The sequence below is a fragment of the Oceanicella sp. genome, assembly GCF_056449545.1.
This window is the reverse complement of the sequence record NZ_JBWOMN010000122.1, coordinates 1-13,983: the sequence shown is the minus strand read 5'-3', so window position 1 is coordinate 13,983 and position 13,983 is coordinate 1. Positions and strand designations below refer to the sequence as shown.

Genomic DNA, 13,983 nt, shown 5'->3' with positions numbered 1-13,983 from the left:
AGGGGCGTTTCGTGATGAACGGGTGCCGAGGAGCAAGACGCCGCCATGACTGACGACACGCAGCCGGCCGATGCGCCGGGCCGCGCGGACATAGCCCGCATCAAGCGGATGATCCCGCATCGCTACCCATTCCTGCTGATCGACGCGGTGCGCGAGATCCGCAAGCATGACAGCGCCGTCGGCATCAAGAACGTCACCGCCAACGAACCGTTCTTCCAGGGGCATTTCCCCCAGGAGCCGGTTATGCCCGGGGTGCTTGTCGTCGAGGCCATGGCCCAGACCGCCTCGGTGCTGGTGGTGGACACGCTCGGCATGGAAAACCAGGAGATGCTGGTCTATTTCATGACCCTCGACAAGGCGCGATTCCGCCAGAAAGTCGGGCCCGCCGATCAGCTTGAACTGCATGTGCGCATCCTGCGCGGGCGCGGCAAGATCTGGAAATTCTGGGGCGAGGGCAAGGTCGACGGCAAGACCGTGGCCGAGGCGGAATTCGCCGCGATGATCGTGCCGCCCGATGATCCGCGCCGGGGGGATGCTGCGTGAACGCCAACGCGGGCATGGACCCCAGCGCGCAGATTCACCCCACCGCGATCATCGAGCCGGGCGCCGTGATCGGCCCCGAGGCGCGCATCGGCCCTTTCTGCGTGCTCGGCGCCGAGGTCAGGCTGGCCGCGAAGGTGGAGCTGAAAAGCCATGTGGCGATCGCCGGACGCACCAGCATCGGCGAGGCCACCGTGGTGTGGCCCTTCGCCTCGCTCGGCCACCAGCCGCAGGACCTGAAATTCAGCGGCGAGGACAGCACGCTTGAAATCGGCGCCCGCAACATGATCCGCGAATACGTGTCGATGAATCCCGGCACCGACGGCGGCGGCGGCCGCACGGTGATCGGCGATGGCTGCCTGTTCATGGCCTCGGCGCATGTGGGCCATGACTGCCGGGTCGGCAACGGCGTGGTGCAGGCCGCCAACGTGCCGCTGGCCGGGCATGTGCAGATCGGCGACCATGTGATCCTCGGCGGCAATTCGGCGGTGCATCAGCATTGCCGCATCGGGCGGGGCGCCATCGTCGGCGGCATGACAGGGGTGGAGCGCGACGTGATCCCCTATGGGTCGGTGACCGGCGACCGGGCCCGGCTGGCGGGGCTCAACCTGATCGGGCTGAAGCGGCGCGGCGTGCCCCGCGACCAGATCCACGCGCTGCGCGCGGCCTATCGGGCGCTGTTCGACGGCGAGGGCGCGCTGGCCGAGCGCGCCGCCGAGATCGCCGCCGCCAATGCGGATCAGCCGCTGGTGCGCGAGATCGCCGATTTCATCCTCGCCGACAGCGCGCGGCGCATCTGCATCCCGGGCGACGCCTGAGGCCGGTGGCGGGCGCGCTTGGCATCATCGCGGGCGCCGGGGATCTGCCGCGCCTGATCGCCGAGGATCGCGCGCGGCGGGGGCAGCGGGTGTTCGTCATCCGCCCCGAGGGCGTGGACGCGCCCTGGATCGACGCCCATCCGCATCTGGACGTGCCGTTCGAAAAGGCCGGCAGGATGTTGCGCGCCCTGGCGGCGGCGGGGTGCGACCGGGTGTGTTTCGCCGGGGCCATGACGCGGCCCAGGCTCAATCCCCTGCGCTTTGATTTCAAGACCGTGGCGCTGGCCGCGCGGCTGCTGCGGCTGCTGGGCAAGGGCGATGACGAGATGCTGCGCGGCTTCGCCGACATCCTCGCCGCCGAGGGCTTTCCCGTGGTCGCCGCCCATGAGCAGCTCGAAAGCCTGCTGGCGGGCGAGGGCGTGCTCGGCGCCGTGAAGCCCGACGAGCGCGACCGCGCGGACGCCATCCGCGCGGCGCGCATCGTCGCCGCCATCGGCGCCGTCGATGTGGGGCAGGGCGCGGTGGTGGCGGGGGGGCAATGCCTTGGCGTCGAGGCCATCGCCGGCACCGACGCGCTGCTGGCGCAGGTGGGCGCGGTGAGCGCGGATCTGCGCCCGGACCGGCCCTCGGGGCTGCTTCTGAAGGCCCCCAAGCCGGGGCAGGACTGGCGCGCCGACCTGCCCGCCATCGGCCCCGAGACCATCCGCCGCGCCGCCGAGGCCGGCCTGCGCGGGGTGGCGGTGCAAAGCGGCGGGGTGCTGATGCTCGGCCCTGCGCAAACCGTCGCCGAGGCCGACCGGCTGGGGTTGTTTCTCTGGGGCGTGGCGGCGGATGCGGGCGACGCGCGGACCGGGTCGTGAACGCCGCGGCCCCGCTGCGGCTGTATCTGATTTCGGGGGAGGCCTCGGGCGACCGGCTTGGCGCGGCGCTGATGAAGGGCTTGAAGGCGACGTCGGCGCGCCCGGTGGAATTTCTTGGCGTCGGCGGGCCGATGATGCAGGCCGAGGGGCTGAAAACCCTGTTCCCGCCCGACGAACTGGCGATCATGGGGCTGGTCGAGGTGCTGCCGCGCCTGCGCGGGCTGCTGCGCCGCATCCGCCAGACCGCGGCGGACGCGATCGCCGCGCGCCCGGATGCGCTGATCACCATCGACAGCCCCGGCTTCACCATGCGCGTGGCGCGCAAGCTGAAGGCGGCGCGCCCGGATTGCCCGGTGATCCATTATGTCGCGCCCTCGGTCTGGGCCTGGCGGCCGGGGCGGGCGAAGACGATGGCCGCCCATGTGGATCACGTGCTGGCGCTGCTGCCTTTCGAACCCCCCCATATGCGGGCCGCCGGCATGAGCTGCGATTTCACCGGCCACCCGGTGGCCGCCCTGGCGCCGCCCGAAACCCGCGATCCGCAGGCGCTGCGCGCCGCACTGGGCATCGGCGACCGGCCGCTGGTCGCCGTGCTGCCGGGCAGTCGCGCGGGCGAGGTGGCCAACATGGCCGGCCCGTTCGGCGAAACCCTGGGGCTGCTGCGCGCGCGCCATCCCGACATCGCCGTCATCGCGCCCGCCGCCCCCGGCGTCGCGGCGCAGGTCGCGGCGGCGCTGCGCGACTGGCCGCTGGAGGCGACGCTGATCGACCCGCGCGGGCTTGACCCCGCCGAGGCCGAGCGGCGGAAATTCCAGGCCTTCGCCGCCGCCGATCTGGCATTGGCGGCCTCGGGGACCGTGACGCTGGAACTGGCGGCCATGGCGACGCCGCAGGCGGTGGCCTATCGCGGCAATCCCCTCACGGCCTTCATCGTCGAGCGGATCGTGCGCGTGGACAGCGCCAACCTCATCAACATCCTGCTGGGCGAAAAGATCATCCCGGAATTCCTGCAGCGCTACATGCAACCGCCCGACATGGCGGCGGCGCTGGCCGGGATCATCGAAAATCCCGATGCCCGCGTCCGCCAGATCGCCGCGGCCGCGCGGGCGCTGGACATGCTGGGGCGCGGCGGGCCGGATCCGGGGCTGCGCGCGGCGCGTTCCGTGCTGGCGCATCTGGGCGCCGGGGGCGCGCACAAAGCCTGAGCGCAACGCAAAACGGGGCCGCGCCGGCCCCGTTCTTCACCTGACGCCGATCGCAAGCGGATTCAGCGGTTCTCGACCTCCACGTAGTCGCGCTGCGCCGGTCCGGTGTAAAGCTGGCGCGGCCGGCCGATCTTGGAGCTTTCCTCGATCATCTCCTTCCACTGGGCGATCCAGCCCACGGTGCGCGACATGGCGAACAGCGCCGTGAACATGGAGGTCGGAAAGCCCATGGCCTCGAGAATGATGCCCGAATAGAAATCGACGTTCGGATACAGCTTCTTCTCGATGAAATAGGGGTCTTCGAGCGCGATGCGCTCCAGTTCCTTGGCCACCTGCAGGGTCGGGTTGTCATCGACCCCGAGCAGGTGCAGCACCTCGTCGGCGCTTTCCTTCATCACCTTGGCGCGGGGGTCGAAATTCTTGTAGACGCGATGCCCGAATCCCATCAGGCGGAAGGGATCGTCGCGATCCTTGGCGCGGGCGACGAATTCGGGGATGCGATCCACCGTGCCGATTTCGCGCAGCATGTCGAGCGCCGCCTCGTTGGCGCCGCCATGGGCCGGCCCCCACAGGCAGGCCACCCCGGCGGCGATGCAGGCGAAGGGATTGGCGCCCGACGACCCGGCCAGCCGCACCGTCGAGGTCGAGGCGTTCTGTTCGTGATCCGCGTGCAGGGTGAATATCTTGTCCATGGCCCGCGCCAGAACCGGGTCCACATGGTAGTCCTCGCAGGGGGTGGCGAAGCACATGTGCAGGAAATTGGTGGCGTAATCCATGTCGTTGCGCGGGAACACGAAAGGCTGACCGATCGAATACTTGAAGGCCCAGGCGACGATGGTGGGCAGCTTGGCGATCAGCCGGATGGTGGCGACTTCGCGCTGCCAGGGATCGTTGATGTCGGTGCTGTCATGATAGAAGGCGGACATGGCGCCGACCACGCCGCAGACGATGGCCATGGGATGCGCGTCGCGCCGGAAGCCGCGATAGAACCCCTGCATCTGTTCGTGCAGCATGGTGTGGCGGGTGACGCGGGTCTCGAAATCCTCGAGCTGCGCGGCCGAGGGCAATTCCGCGTAGAGCAGCAGGTAGCAGACCTCCAGATAATGCGACTGGCTGGCCAATTGGTCGATGGGATAGCCGCGATACAGCAATTCGCCCTTGTCGCCGTCGATGAAGGTGATGGCGCTTTCGCAGGCGGCGGTCGAGGTGAAGCCCGGGTCGTAGGTGAACATGCCCGACTGGGCGTAGAGCTTCTGGATGTCGATGACCTTCGGGCCGAGACTTCCCTCAAGGACCGGCAGCTCGATCGTGCTCTCGCCGATGGAAAGCGCAGCGGATCGGGTGGTGTCATTGGTCATGGGAAATCCCCCTTGTCTGTCGACGGTCTGTTGGCGCGTCGCCGCGCGTTCGGATCATGCAGGGCGGCGACGCGGGCCGCCCCGGTTCAATCGCGTCAGCCTCCGGCGGCCGAAGCGTCATTCAGTCGTGCGAGGGATTCCTCACGCCCGAGCGTAACCATCACGTCAAAAACGCTTGGCGAGATGGCGCGCCCGGTCAGCGCTGCGCGGAGCGGCTGGGCGACCTTGCCGAGTTTCAGGCCTTCCGCCTCGGCGAAGTCGCGCACGCTCTGATGCAGCGCTTCTTCGGTCCACGAGCTATCATTTTGCAACCGCGAAGTCAAACTGGCGAGCATGGCGCGGGCCTCCGGCGTGAGGATTTTCAGCGCTTTTTCGTTCGGCTCCAAAGGCCTGTCTGCGAATATATAGTAAGCGTTGTCAATAAGCTCGACGACGGTCTTGGCGCGTTCCTTCAGCCCCGGCATGGCCGCCGCCAGCATTGCCATGCGGGTCTGGCTCGGCATTGGCGCATGCTGCGCCGCAAAAAGATCGCGCACCGCCGCCACCAGCCGCGCGTCGCTGGCGGCGCGCATGTGCTGGCCGTTGAGATTGGCCAGCTTGGCGAAGTCGAATCGCGCCGCGGACTTGTTGACGCCGGGCAGGTCGAACCAGGCCACGGCCTGCGCGGTGGTGAAGAATTCGTCATCGCCATGGGACCAGCCGAGCCGCGCCAGATAGTTGCGCAGCGCCTCGGGCAGATAGCCCATGTCGCGATAGGCCTCGACGCCGAGCGCGCCGTGGCGCTTGGACAGCTTGGCCCCGTCGGGGCCGTGGATCAGCGGGATATGGGCGAAAACCGGAACCTTCCAGCCCATGGCCCGGTAGATCAGGGTCTGGCGCGCGGCGTTGGTCAGGTGGTCGTCGCCGCGAATGACATGGGTGACGCCCATGTCGTGATCGTCCGCCACCACGGCGAGCATGTAGGTGGGCGTGCCGTCCGATCTGAGCAGGATCAGGTCGTCCATCTGCGCCGCGTCCCAGGTGACATCGCCCTGCACCGCGTCATTCACCGTCACCTCGCCGTCGCGCGGCGCCTTCAGGCGGATGGTGAAGGGCCGGTCGGGGCGTTGCGCCGCGGGCGCGTCGCGCCAGGGGCTGATGAATTGCGGCGGGCGGCCCTCGGCCCTGGCCTGCGCGCGGAAGGCGTCGATCTCGTCTTTCGTGGCGTAGCAGCGAAAGGCGGCGCCGTTGGCCAGCATGGAGGCGGCCACCTCGCCATGGCGCGCCTTGGCGGCGAACTGGCTGGCGGCCTCGCCGTCCCAGTCGAGCCCGAGCCAGGTCAGCCCGTCGAGAATCGCCTGCGTCGCCTCGGGGGTCGAACGCGCGCGGTCGGTGTCCTCGATGCGCAGCAGGAATTTCCCGCCCCGTCCGCGCGCGTACAGCCAGTTGAACAGCGCCGTGCGGGCGCCGCCGATATGCAGGAATCCGGTGGGCGAGGGCGCGAATCGCGTCACCACGGGCGGGTTTGCATCGGATTCTTGTCGGGTCATGGCTTTCACACGTCCGGAATATGTCTAAAGTGCGCGCGTGTTATCGCAATCCATTGCCCGGAGAACAAGGCGCTTGACCCGATTGGACCTGGTTCGCTGGCTTATGCGGGAACGACGGCGCGCGCCGCTTTGGGCGCCGGTGTGCCTCGGCCTTGGAATATGGCTGTATTTCGCCGCGCCCTTCGAACCCTCGGGCTGGGTGGTGGCCGTGGCGCTGGCCGCGCCGGTGGCGACGATCCCCATGGCCATGGGCCGGCGCCGCCCGCTGCTGTCGCTGGCCTTCATCGCCCTGGCGCTGGTGTCGCTGGGGCTGGCCATGGCCACGCTGCGCGCGCGGATCGCCGCCGAGCCGGTGCTGGCGGGGGCCATCGACGCCACCGTCGAGGGCCAGGTGATGAGCATCTCGCGATCGCGCACCGACATGCGCCGGGTGCTGCTGGAGGATGTGGTGATCTTCGGCGTGGCGCGCGGCGAGACCCCGGCGCGGGTGCGGGTGACGCTGCTGGAGGGCGCCTTCGCGCGCGACGTGCAGATCGGCGACCGCATCGCGGTGTTCGCGCGCATCGGCCCGCCGGGCGATCCCGTGGAGCCCGGGGCTTTCGATTTCCGCCGCTGGGCCTGGTTCGAGGGGCTCGGCGCGGTCGGTTTCGCGCGCGGCCCGGCGGTGGCGGCGGTGCATGCCGAACTGGAAGGCCCCATGCGCCGCCTGCGCAACTGGCTGGCGCAGCGGCGCGGCGACCTGTCGCGCGCCATTCAGGCGGCGATCCCGGGCGAGAACGGGGCCTTCGCCTCGGCGATCCTCACCGGCAACCGCGAGGGCGTGCGCCAGTCCGCCACCCAGGCGCTGCGCGATTCCAACCTCGCGCATCTGCTGGCCATATCGGGGCTGCACATGGGGTTGCTCTCGGCGATCGTGTTTGGCGCGGTGCGCCTGCTGCTGGCGCTGATCCCGCGCGCGGCCTTGTATTGGCAGACCCAGAAAATCGCCGCGGCGGCGGCGCTGGCGGCGGGGCTGGCCTATCTGCTGCTGTCCGGGGCCTCGGTGGCGACGCAGCGCGCCTTCGTGATGGCGGCGGCGGCGCTGATCGCGGTGATGCTGGACCGGCCGGCGATCTCGCTGCGGGCGCTGGCGGCGGCGGCGCTGGCGATTCTGCTGTATCGGCCCGAGAGCCTCACCGGCGCCGGGTTTCAGATGTCCTTCGCCGCCACTACGGCGTTGATCGCCTTCTATGAAATCGCCCGGCGGCGCCAGTGGTTCGCCTTTGACGGCGCGCGCAGCCGCTGGCGGGTGCTGGCGCGATACGCCGTGGGGCTGGCGCTGACCTCGCTGATCGCCGGGCTGGCCACGGCGCCGTTTTCGGCGATCAGCTTCAACCGCATCGCCAATTACGGGCTGCTGGCGAATGTGACGGCGGTGCCGGTGATGGCGTTCTGGGTGATGCCCATGGGGGCGCTGGCGGCGGCGCTGGCCCCGCTGGGGCTGGAGCAGCCGGCGCTGTGGCTCATGGGGCAGGGGATCGGCGCGATCCTCTGGGTGGCGCGCGTGGTCGCGTCCCTGCCCGGCGCGGTGCGCCCGGTGGCGGCGGCCCATGACGCGGTGCTGCCGCTGATCACGCTGGGCGGGCTTTGGCTGGCGCTGTGGTCCACGCGGATGCGGTTTCTGGGGCTTGGCGCCCTGGCGCTGGCCATGGCGACGTGGGGGGTCGCCGGCGCCCGGCCGGAACTGCTGATCGCGCCCGAGGGGCGGTTGATCGGGCTGATGGGACCGCAGGGCCGGGCGCTGGACCGATCGCGCGGGGGCGGCTACCCGGCGACGGTCTGGCTGGCCCGCGACGGCGACGGCGCGGATCAGCGCGCTGCGGCGCGTCGCCCCGGGCTGACCCATGGCGAGGGCCGGGCGGAGGGGTCGCTGAGCAACGGCTGGCGCGTGGCGCTGATCCGCGGCCGCGCCAGCCTCAAGACGCTGGAGGCGGCCTGCAAGCCCGGCGTCATCCTGATCACGCCGGGGGCGCGGGCGTCGGCGCCGGGCGACTGCCTTCGCCTCGGGCCCGAGGATCTGCGCCGCCGCGGCGCGGTGTCGATCACCCCGCGCGGCGACGGCGTCGCCCTGCGCAACGCGCTGGACGATGCGCGCGAAAGGGTCTGGGGCATGGCGCGCGACCGATAGCCGGGCGCCCCGGATCCGGCGCCCCGGATCGTTGAGCCCACGGGGCGAAAACGCCTAGTAGGACCGGATCAATCCGACCAGCTTGCCCTGGATGCGCACCTGATCGGCGTTGTAGACGCGGGTTTCGTAGGCCGGGTTGGCGGCCTCCAGCGCCACCGCGCCGCCGCGCCGGCGCAGGCGTTTCAGGGTCGCCTCCTGGTCCTCGACCAGCGCCACCACGATGTCGCCGTTATCGGCCATGTCCTGACGCTGGATCACCACCACGTCGCCGTCATGGATGCCCGCGTCGATCATGGAATCGCCCCGCACCTCCAGCGCGTAGTGATCGGCCCCCGAAGCCAGCATCGAGGCCGGCACCCCGACCTGCCCGGTGGTCTGCTGGATGGCCTCGATGGGCACGCCGGCGGCGATGCGGCCCATCAGCGGCACCGCCCGCGCCTCGGCGATCACCGGCATGGCGCCAGGCTGCGCGCCAGGGCGGGATTCGCCGCGATCCGGGGCGCCGCCGTCGATCAGCGTCGGCGAAAAGCCCGACGCGGCGCGGCCCTGGGCGACCATGCTGTCGGGCAGCTTGACGATCTCGATGGCCCGCGCGCGATGGGCGAGCCGGCGGATGAAGCCGCGTTCCTCGAGCGCCGTGATCAGCCGGTGGATGCCGGATTTGGAGCGCAGATCCAGCGCCACCTTCATTTCGTCGAACGAGGGCGACACCCCGTCCTTCTGCACCCGGGTGTGGATAAACTGGAGAAGGTCGAGTTGTTTACGTGTCAGCATGCCGGTCCCTCACTTTTCCTGATGCTGCGGAAAAATCAGTTCCACTCCGCAGAAAACCGCCCCTTCCGACATTGTTCTAGTTAAGTTCTCGTTTTGTGTCAAGAGGATCGGAGATCGGTTCATGCTAGAGTAATATGTAGTCCACCATTGCACCAGCAGGTTGTTCGCCCGCATGCGGCGGGATGACCGCGAGGCAGTCGGCGCGCGCCAGCAGCGACAGCACCGAACTGTCCTGATTGTCGAAAACCTCCAGCGTTTCCCGCCCGTCGCGCCGACGCAGCCGCGCGCGGGCGAAATGTTCGCGCGCGCCGTTGGCGGGCAGGGCGCGGGCGAGCGGCGCGGCGCGGCGCGGCGGGCGCGCGGCGGGCAGCCCCAGCAACGCGTCCACCGCCGGAATCAGGAACAGCCGCCCGCAGACCATGGCCGAGACCGGGTTGCCCGGCAGCCCGAGCATGGGCGCGCCGCCCAGCAGTCCCGCCATCAGCGGCTTTCCGGGGCGCATGGCGATGCGATAGAAGCTCAGATCCAGCCCGGCGCCGCCGAACACCTCGCGCACCAGGTCGTGATCGCCCACCGACACGCCGCCAAGCGTCACCATCAGGTCGGCGCCGCGCGCCGCCTCCAGCGCCGCGCGCAGGCTGTCGCGGTCATCGCGGGCGATGGGGATCAGGCGCGGATCGGCGCCGGCGGCGGCGAGCATGGCGAAAAGCCCGTAGGAATTGGAGCACATGATCTGGTCGGGGCCCGGGGTTTCGCCGGGCTCCGCCAATTCGTCGCCGGTGGGGATCAGCGCCACCACCGGGCGCCGCCGCACCGTCACCTCGGGCAGGTTCATCGCCGCGATCAGCGCCAGGTCCGGCGCGGACAGCCGGCGCGGCGCGGAAATTTCGTCGCCGGCGGCGAAATCCAGCCCGGCGGGGCGGACATAGGCTTGCGGGTCGGGGTCGGCGGCGATGGTGACGCGATCGCCGTCGCGGATCGCGTCTTCCTGAATCAGCACCCGGTCGGCGCCTTCGGGAACCGGGGCGCCGGTGAAAATGCGCACCGCCTCGCCGGGGCCGACCCTGCCGCCGAAGCGCCGCCCGGCCCGGGCCTCGCCGATCACGTGCAGCGTCGCGCCGGGGCGAATGTCGGCGTCGCGCGCCGCGTAGCCGTCCATGGCCGAGGCGGCGAAGGGCGGCTGGCTGCGCCGCGCGCGCGCCGGGGCGGCCAGCACCCGGCCCATGGCGGCGGTCAGCGGGACGGTTTCCACGTCGCCTGCGGGGGACATGAGGGCGAGGATGCGGGCGAGCGCCTCATCGGTCGAGATCATTCTTCTGGTTTCGCTTTCTCTTGTCGCGGCGATCGGGCTGCGTGACTAGAGCGCGCAAACCCGCCGCCGCGCAATGGCGCCAAACGCGCAGACATCCGACCGGGGCGTTCAGTCGGCCTGATAGACCCCCGACTTGCCGCCCTCCTTGAACACCAGCCGCGTGTCGGTCAGCCGCATGGCCTTGTCCGCCGCCTTGACCATGTCATAGACGGTGAGCTGGGCGATGGCGACGGCGGTCAGCGCCTCCATTTCAACCCCGGTGCGCCCGGTGGTGCGCACGGTGGCCTCGATCTCGACCCGATTGGTCGCGGCGTCCGCCGTCAGGTCCAGCGAGACCTTGGACAGCGGCAGCGGGTGGCAGAGCGGGATCAGCTCGGCGGTGCGCTTGGCGGCCATGATCCCGGCGAGCCGGGCCACCGCCAGCACGTCGCCCTTCTTCGCCCGGCCCCCGGCGATCAGCGCCAGGGTCGCGGGCGCCATCTCCACCGCGCCGCGCGCGATCGCGGTGCGCGCGGTGACCGCCTTGTCGGAGACATCGACCATATGCGCGGCGCCCTGGGCGTCGAAATGGGTGAGTTCAGGCATGGGGCGGGCCTCCGATTTCCAGGATGCTTGCGTGGTCGGCTTTCAGTCGTCGGGGGCGGCGAGCAGCGCGCGCGTGGCGGCGGCCACGTCGTCCTGGCGCATCAGGCTCTCGCCGACGAGAAAGCAGCGGGCGCCGACGCGGGCGAGCCGGGCGAGGTCAGCCGGCGTCGAGAGCCCGGATTCCGCCACAAGCAGCCGATCCTCCGGGATCGCGGCGGCCAGCGTCTCGGTGGTCTCCAGCCGGGTTTCGAAGGTCTTCAGGTTGCGGTTGTTGACCCCGATAAGCGGCGACTCGAGGGCGGCGGCGCGTGCCAGTTCCGCCGCGTCATGCACCTCGATCAGCGCATCCATGCCCCAGCGCGCGGCCTCGGCTTCGAGCATCTGCGCCTGGTCGTCCGCGACGCTGGCCATGATGATCAGGATGCAGTCGGCGCCCATGGCCCGGGCCTCGGCCACCTGCCAGGAATCATACATGAAATCCTTGCGCAACACCGGCAGCGAGACCTCGGCCCGCGCCGCCGCAAGGTCGCTTTCACTGCCCTGGAAGGACGGCGCGTCGGTGAGCACCGACAGGCAGGCGGCGCCCCCGGCCTCATAGGCGCGGGCCAGCGCCGGCGGGTCGAAATCGGCGCGGATCAGGCCCTTGGAGGGGCTGGCCTTCTTGATTTCCGCGATCAGCCCGTAGCGCCCGGCCCGCGCCGCGTCGCGCAGCGCGCGGGCGAAGCCGCGCGGCGGCGGCGCGGCGCGGGCGGCGTCCTCCACCTGCGCCAGGGGGCGCGCCGCCTTGCGCGCGGCGATCTCTTCGAGCTTGTAGGCCTTGATCCGGTCGAGCACGGTCATGATCTGGGTCTCTGCTTGCAATGGACGCCGGCGCGGTTCAGGCGGCGGAGGTGATGCGGGCCAGCGCCTCGATCCGGCGCCTTGCTTCGCCGCCGTCGATGCTTTCGCGCGCGATCTCGGCCCCGGCCTTCAGGTCGTCGGCGCGCCCGGCCACCACCAGCGCCGCGGCGGCGTTCAGCAGCACCGCGTCGCGATAGGCCCCGGGGGCGCCGTCGAGCAGGGCGCGGAGTTTCGCCGCGTTCTCGGCGGGTTCGCCGCCGAGGATCGCCTCGAAGGGATGCACCGGCAGGCCGGCGTCCTCTGGATGCACCTCGAAGTCGCGCAGCGCGCCGTCGCGGGTTTCCACCACTGCGGACGGCCCGGCGATGGACAATTCGTCGGTGCCGTCCGAGCCGTGCACCAGCCAGGCGCGCTCGGTCCCCAGTTCGGTCAGCGTCTCGGCCATGGGCCGCAGCATGTCGGGCGCGAACACCCCGGTCAGCTGGCGCGTGACCCCGGCGGGGTTGGTCATGGGCCCGAGGATGTTGAAGATGGTGCGCGTGCCCAGTTCCGCCCGCGCCGGGCCCACGTAGCGCATCGCCGGGTGATGCATGGGGGCCATCATGAAGGCGATGCCCGCGCCCTTCAGCGCCGCCTCCACCACCGCCGGGCCGACCATCACGTTCACCCCCATCTGTCCCAGCGCGTCGGCCGCGCCGGATTTCGAACTGAGGTTGCGGTTGCCGTGCTTGGCGACGATCACCCCGGCGCCGGCCACCACGAAGGCCGCGGCGGTGGAAATATTGAGCGTGCCCTTGCCGTCGCCGCCGGTGCCGACGATGTCCATGGCGCCTTCAGGCGCGCGCACCCGATCCATCTTGGCGCGCATCACCGAGGCGGCGGCGGCGTATTCGCCCACGCTTTCGCCGCGCGTGCGCAGGGCCATCAGGAACCCGCCGATCTGCGCCGGCGTGGCCTCGCCCGACATGATGGCGTCAAAGGCGGCGGTGGCCTGTTCGCGCGACAGGGGGCCTTCGGCGGCCAGCGCGATCAGGGGTTTCAGTGCGTCGGACATCAGGCGGGCTCCTTCACGGGCAGCCCCGCGAGGTCGAGGAAATTGGCGAGCATGGCGTGGCCGTGCTCGGAGCGGATCGATTCCGGGTGAAACTGCACCCCGTGGATCGGCAGGTCGCGATGCTGCAGCCCCATGATCACCGGCGCGGCGCCGTCGCTTTCGGCGGTGATCTCGAGGCAATCGGGCAGGTCGTCGCGCAGCACGGTCAGCGAATGATAGCGGGTGGCGGTGAAATCCTGCGGCAGGCCGGCGAACAGCCCCTTGCCGCCGTGGCGGATCCTGGAGGTCTTGCCGTGCAGGGTCTCGTGACAGCGCGCCACCGCGCCGCCGAACGCCTGTCCGATGGTCTGATGCCCGAGGCACACCCCCATCAGCGGCAGCCGCGCCCGCGCCGCCGCCCGCGTCAGCTCCAGACAGATCCCCGCCCGGTCCGGGTCGCAGGGGCCGGGCGACAGCACCACGGCTTTCGGGGCCTTGGCCATGGCCTGGGCAACCGTAAGCTGATCGTTGCGCCAGACCTCCACCTCGGCGCCGAGTTCGCCCAGATAGTGCACGAGGTTGTATGTGAAGCTGTCATAGTTGTCGATCAGCAGTAACATGGGCAGGCGCGCCTTTCGGATTCGGGATCATGGGCAGGCTGGCCTGCCCGCCCATTCACCGGTAATACATGCGGGGAACCGGATGGTCGCGTCAAGACAGCGTCAAGTCATGCCGGGCGGGAGCGATCGGGATCGCGCTCCCGGTTCGGCGCGTAACTCAAATGAACGGAGTGGGAAGCATGAGCGGAAGCGGATCGGGCGGCGTGTTCCGGGGGGTGGTCGTGGGGTTCGCGCTCAGCGCGGCGGCGGCGGCGGCGGCGATCGTGGCCTATCCGACGCGGCCAGCGGCGCCGGCGGGCGATGCGGCGGCGGGCGGGGCCGGCGGCGGGGCGGAGTCGACGC

At 70.6% G+C, this 13,983-nt stretch carries 13 protein-coding genes; 5 read left to right on the top strand and 8 right to left on the bottom strand.

The window, feature by feature from the left end; genetic code table 11:
* Window positions 1–45: 45 nt before the first annotated feature.
* From fabZ to lpxB, 4 genes are read left to right on the top strand one after another with little or no spacing between them, the layout of a single operon-like run.
* Window positions 46–543 (top strand): 3-hydroxyacyl-ACP dehydratase FabZ, encoded by a 498-nt coding sequence (fabZ, locus tag AC1HC7_RS15930; RefSeq protein WP_479496737.1) that lies wholly within the window; start codon window positions 46–48, stop codon window positions 541–543.
* Window positions 544–557: 14 nt separating this feature from the next.
* Complete coding sequence (gene lpxA, locus AC1HC7_RS15925; RefSeq protein ID WP_479496871.1) at window positions 558–1,358, top strand: acyl-ACP--UDP-N-acetylglucosamine O-acyltransferase; 801 nt, start codon at window positions 558–560, stop codon at window positions 1,356–1,358.
* A gap of 5 nt (window positions 1,359–1,363) precedes the next feature.
* Window positions 1,364–2,218: an LpxI family protein gene (locus tag AC1HC7_RS15920; protein WP_479496738.1), complete on the top strand. Its 855-nt coding sequence runs from the start codon at window positions 1,364–1,366 to the stop codon at window positions 2,216–2,218.
* A gap of 14 nt (window positions 2,219–2,232) precedes the next feature.
* The gene (lpxB, locus tag AC1HC7_RS15915) at window positions 2,233–3,423 is read left to right on the top strand and encodes a lipid-A-disaccharide synthase (RefSeq protein ID WP_479496872.1); all 1,191 of its coding nucleotides are present in this window, start codon (window positions 2,233–2,235) and stop codon (window positions 3,421–3,423) included.
* Window positions 3,424–3,485: 62 nt separating this feature from the next.
* On the opposite strand, the gene gltA is transcribed toward lpxB, so the two are convergent.
* Window positions 3,486–4,781, bottom strand: a complete 1,296-nt coding sequence (gene gltA / locus AC1HC7_RS15910) for a citrate synthase (RefSeq protein ID WP_479496739.1) — start codon at window positions 4,779–4,781, stop codon at window positions 3,486–3,488.
* A 95-nt stretch (window positions 4,782–4,876) separates the two neighbouring features.
* A complete protein-coding gene (gene gltX, locus AC1HC7_RS15905; RefSeq protein WP_479496740.1) occupies window positions 4,877–6,310 on the bottom strand; it encodes a glutamate--tRNA ligase in 1,434 nt (477 codons plus the stop codon).
* A gap of 73 nt (window positions 6,311–6,383) precedes the next feature.
* Here gltX and AC1HC7_RS15900 point away from each other — a divergent pair, with 73 nt between their 5' ends.
* On the top strand, window positions 6,384–8,477 hold the full coding sequence (locus tag AC1HC7_RS15900; RefSeq protein ID WP_479496741.1) for a ComEC/Rec2 family competence protein: 2,094 nt from the start codon (window positions 6,384–6,386) through the stop codon (window positions 8,475–8,477).
* Window positions 8,478–8,531: 54 nt separating this feature from the next.
* Here AC1HC7_RS15900 and lexA read toward each other — a convergent pair whose 3' ends face one another.
* The 6 genes from lexA to AC1HC7_RS15870 all read right to left on the bottom strand — a co-directional run bounded on the left by lexA (window position 8,532) and on the right by AC1HC7_RS15870 (window position 13,641).
* Window positions 8,532–9,251, bottom strand: a complete 720-nt coding sequence (gene lexA, locus AC1HC7_RS15895) for a transcriptional repressor LexA (protein ID WP_479496742.1) — start codon at window positions 9,249–9,251, stop codon at window positions 8,532–8,534.
* A gap of 124 nt (window positions 9,252–9,375) precedes the next feature.
* Window positions 9,376–10,563 carry a molybdopterin molybdotransferase MoeA gene (locus tag AC1HC7_RS15890; protein WP_479499213.1) on the bottom strand — a complete coding sequence of 396 codons (1,188 nt, stop codon included), beginning with the start codon at window positions 10,561–10,563 and terminating at the stop codon, window positions 9,376–9,378.
* A 108-nt stretch (window positions 10,564–10,671) separates the two neighbouring features.
* A complete protein-coding gene (gene moaC / locus AC1HC7_RS15885) occupies window positions 10,672–11,148 on the bottom strand; it encodes a cyclic pyranopterin monophosphate synthase MoaC (RefSeq protein ID WP_479496744.1) in 477 nt (158 codons plus the stop codon).
* A gap of 42 nt (window positions 11,149–11,190) precedes the next feature.
* Window positions 11,191–11,991, bottom strand: a complete 801-nt coding sequence (gene trpC / locus AC1HC7_RS15880; protein WP_479496873.1) for an indole-3-glycerol phosphate synthase TrpC — start codon at window positions 11,989–11,991, stop codon at window positions 11,191–11,193.
* Between the two features lie 34 nt (window positions 11,992–12,025).
* Entirely contained in the window at window positions 12,026–13,042 is a 1,017-nt protein-coding gene (trpD, locus tag AC1HC7_RS15875) for an anthranilate phosphoribosyltransferase (RefSeq protein ID WP_479496745.1), read from the bottom strand.
* Window positions 13,042–13,641 (bottom strand): anthranilate synthase component II, encoded by a 600-nt coding sequence (locus AC1HC7_RS15870; protein ID WP_479496746.1) that lies wholly within the window; start codon window positions 13,639–13,641, stop codon window positions 13,042–13,044. The genes trpD and AC1HC7_RS15870 overlap by 1 nt, the downstream gene beginning before the upstream one ends.
* Window positions 13,642–13,983: the final 342 nt, after the last annotated feature.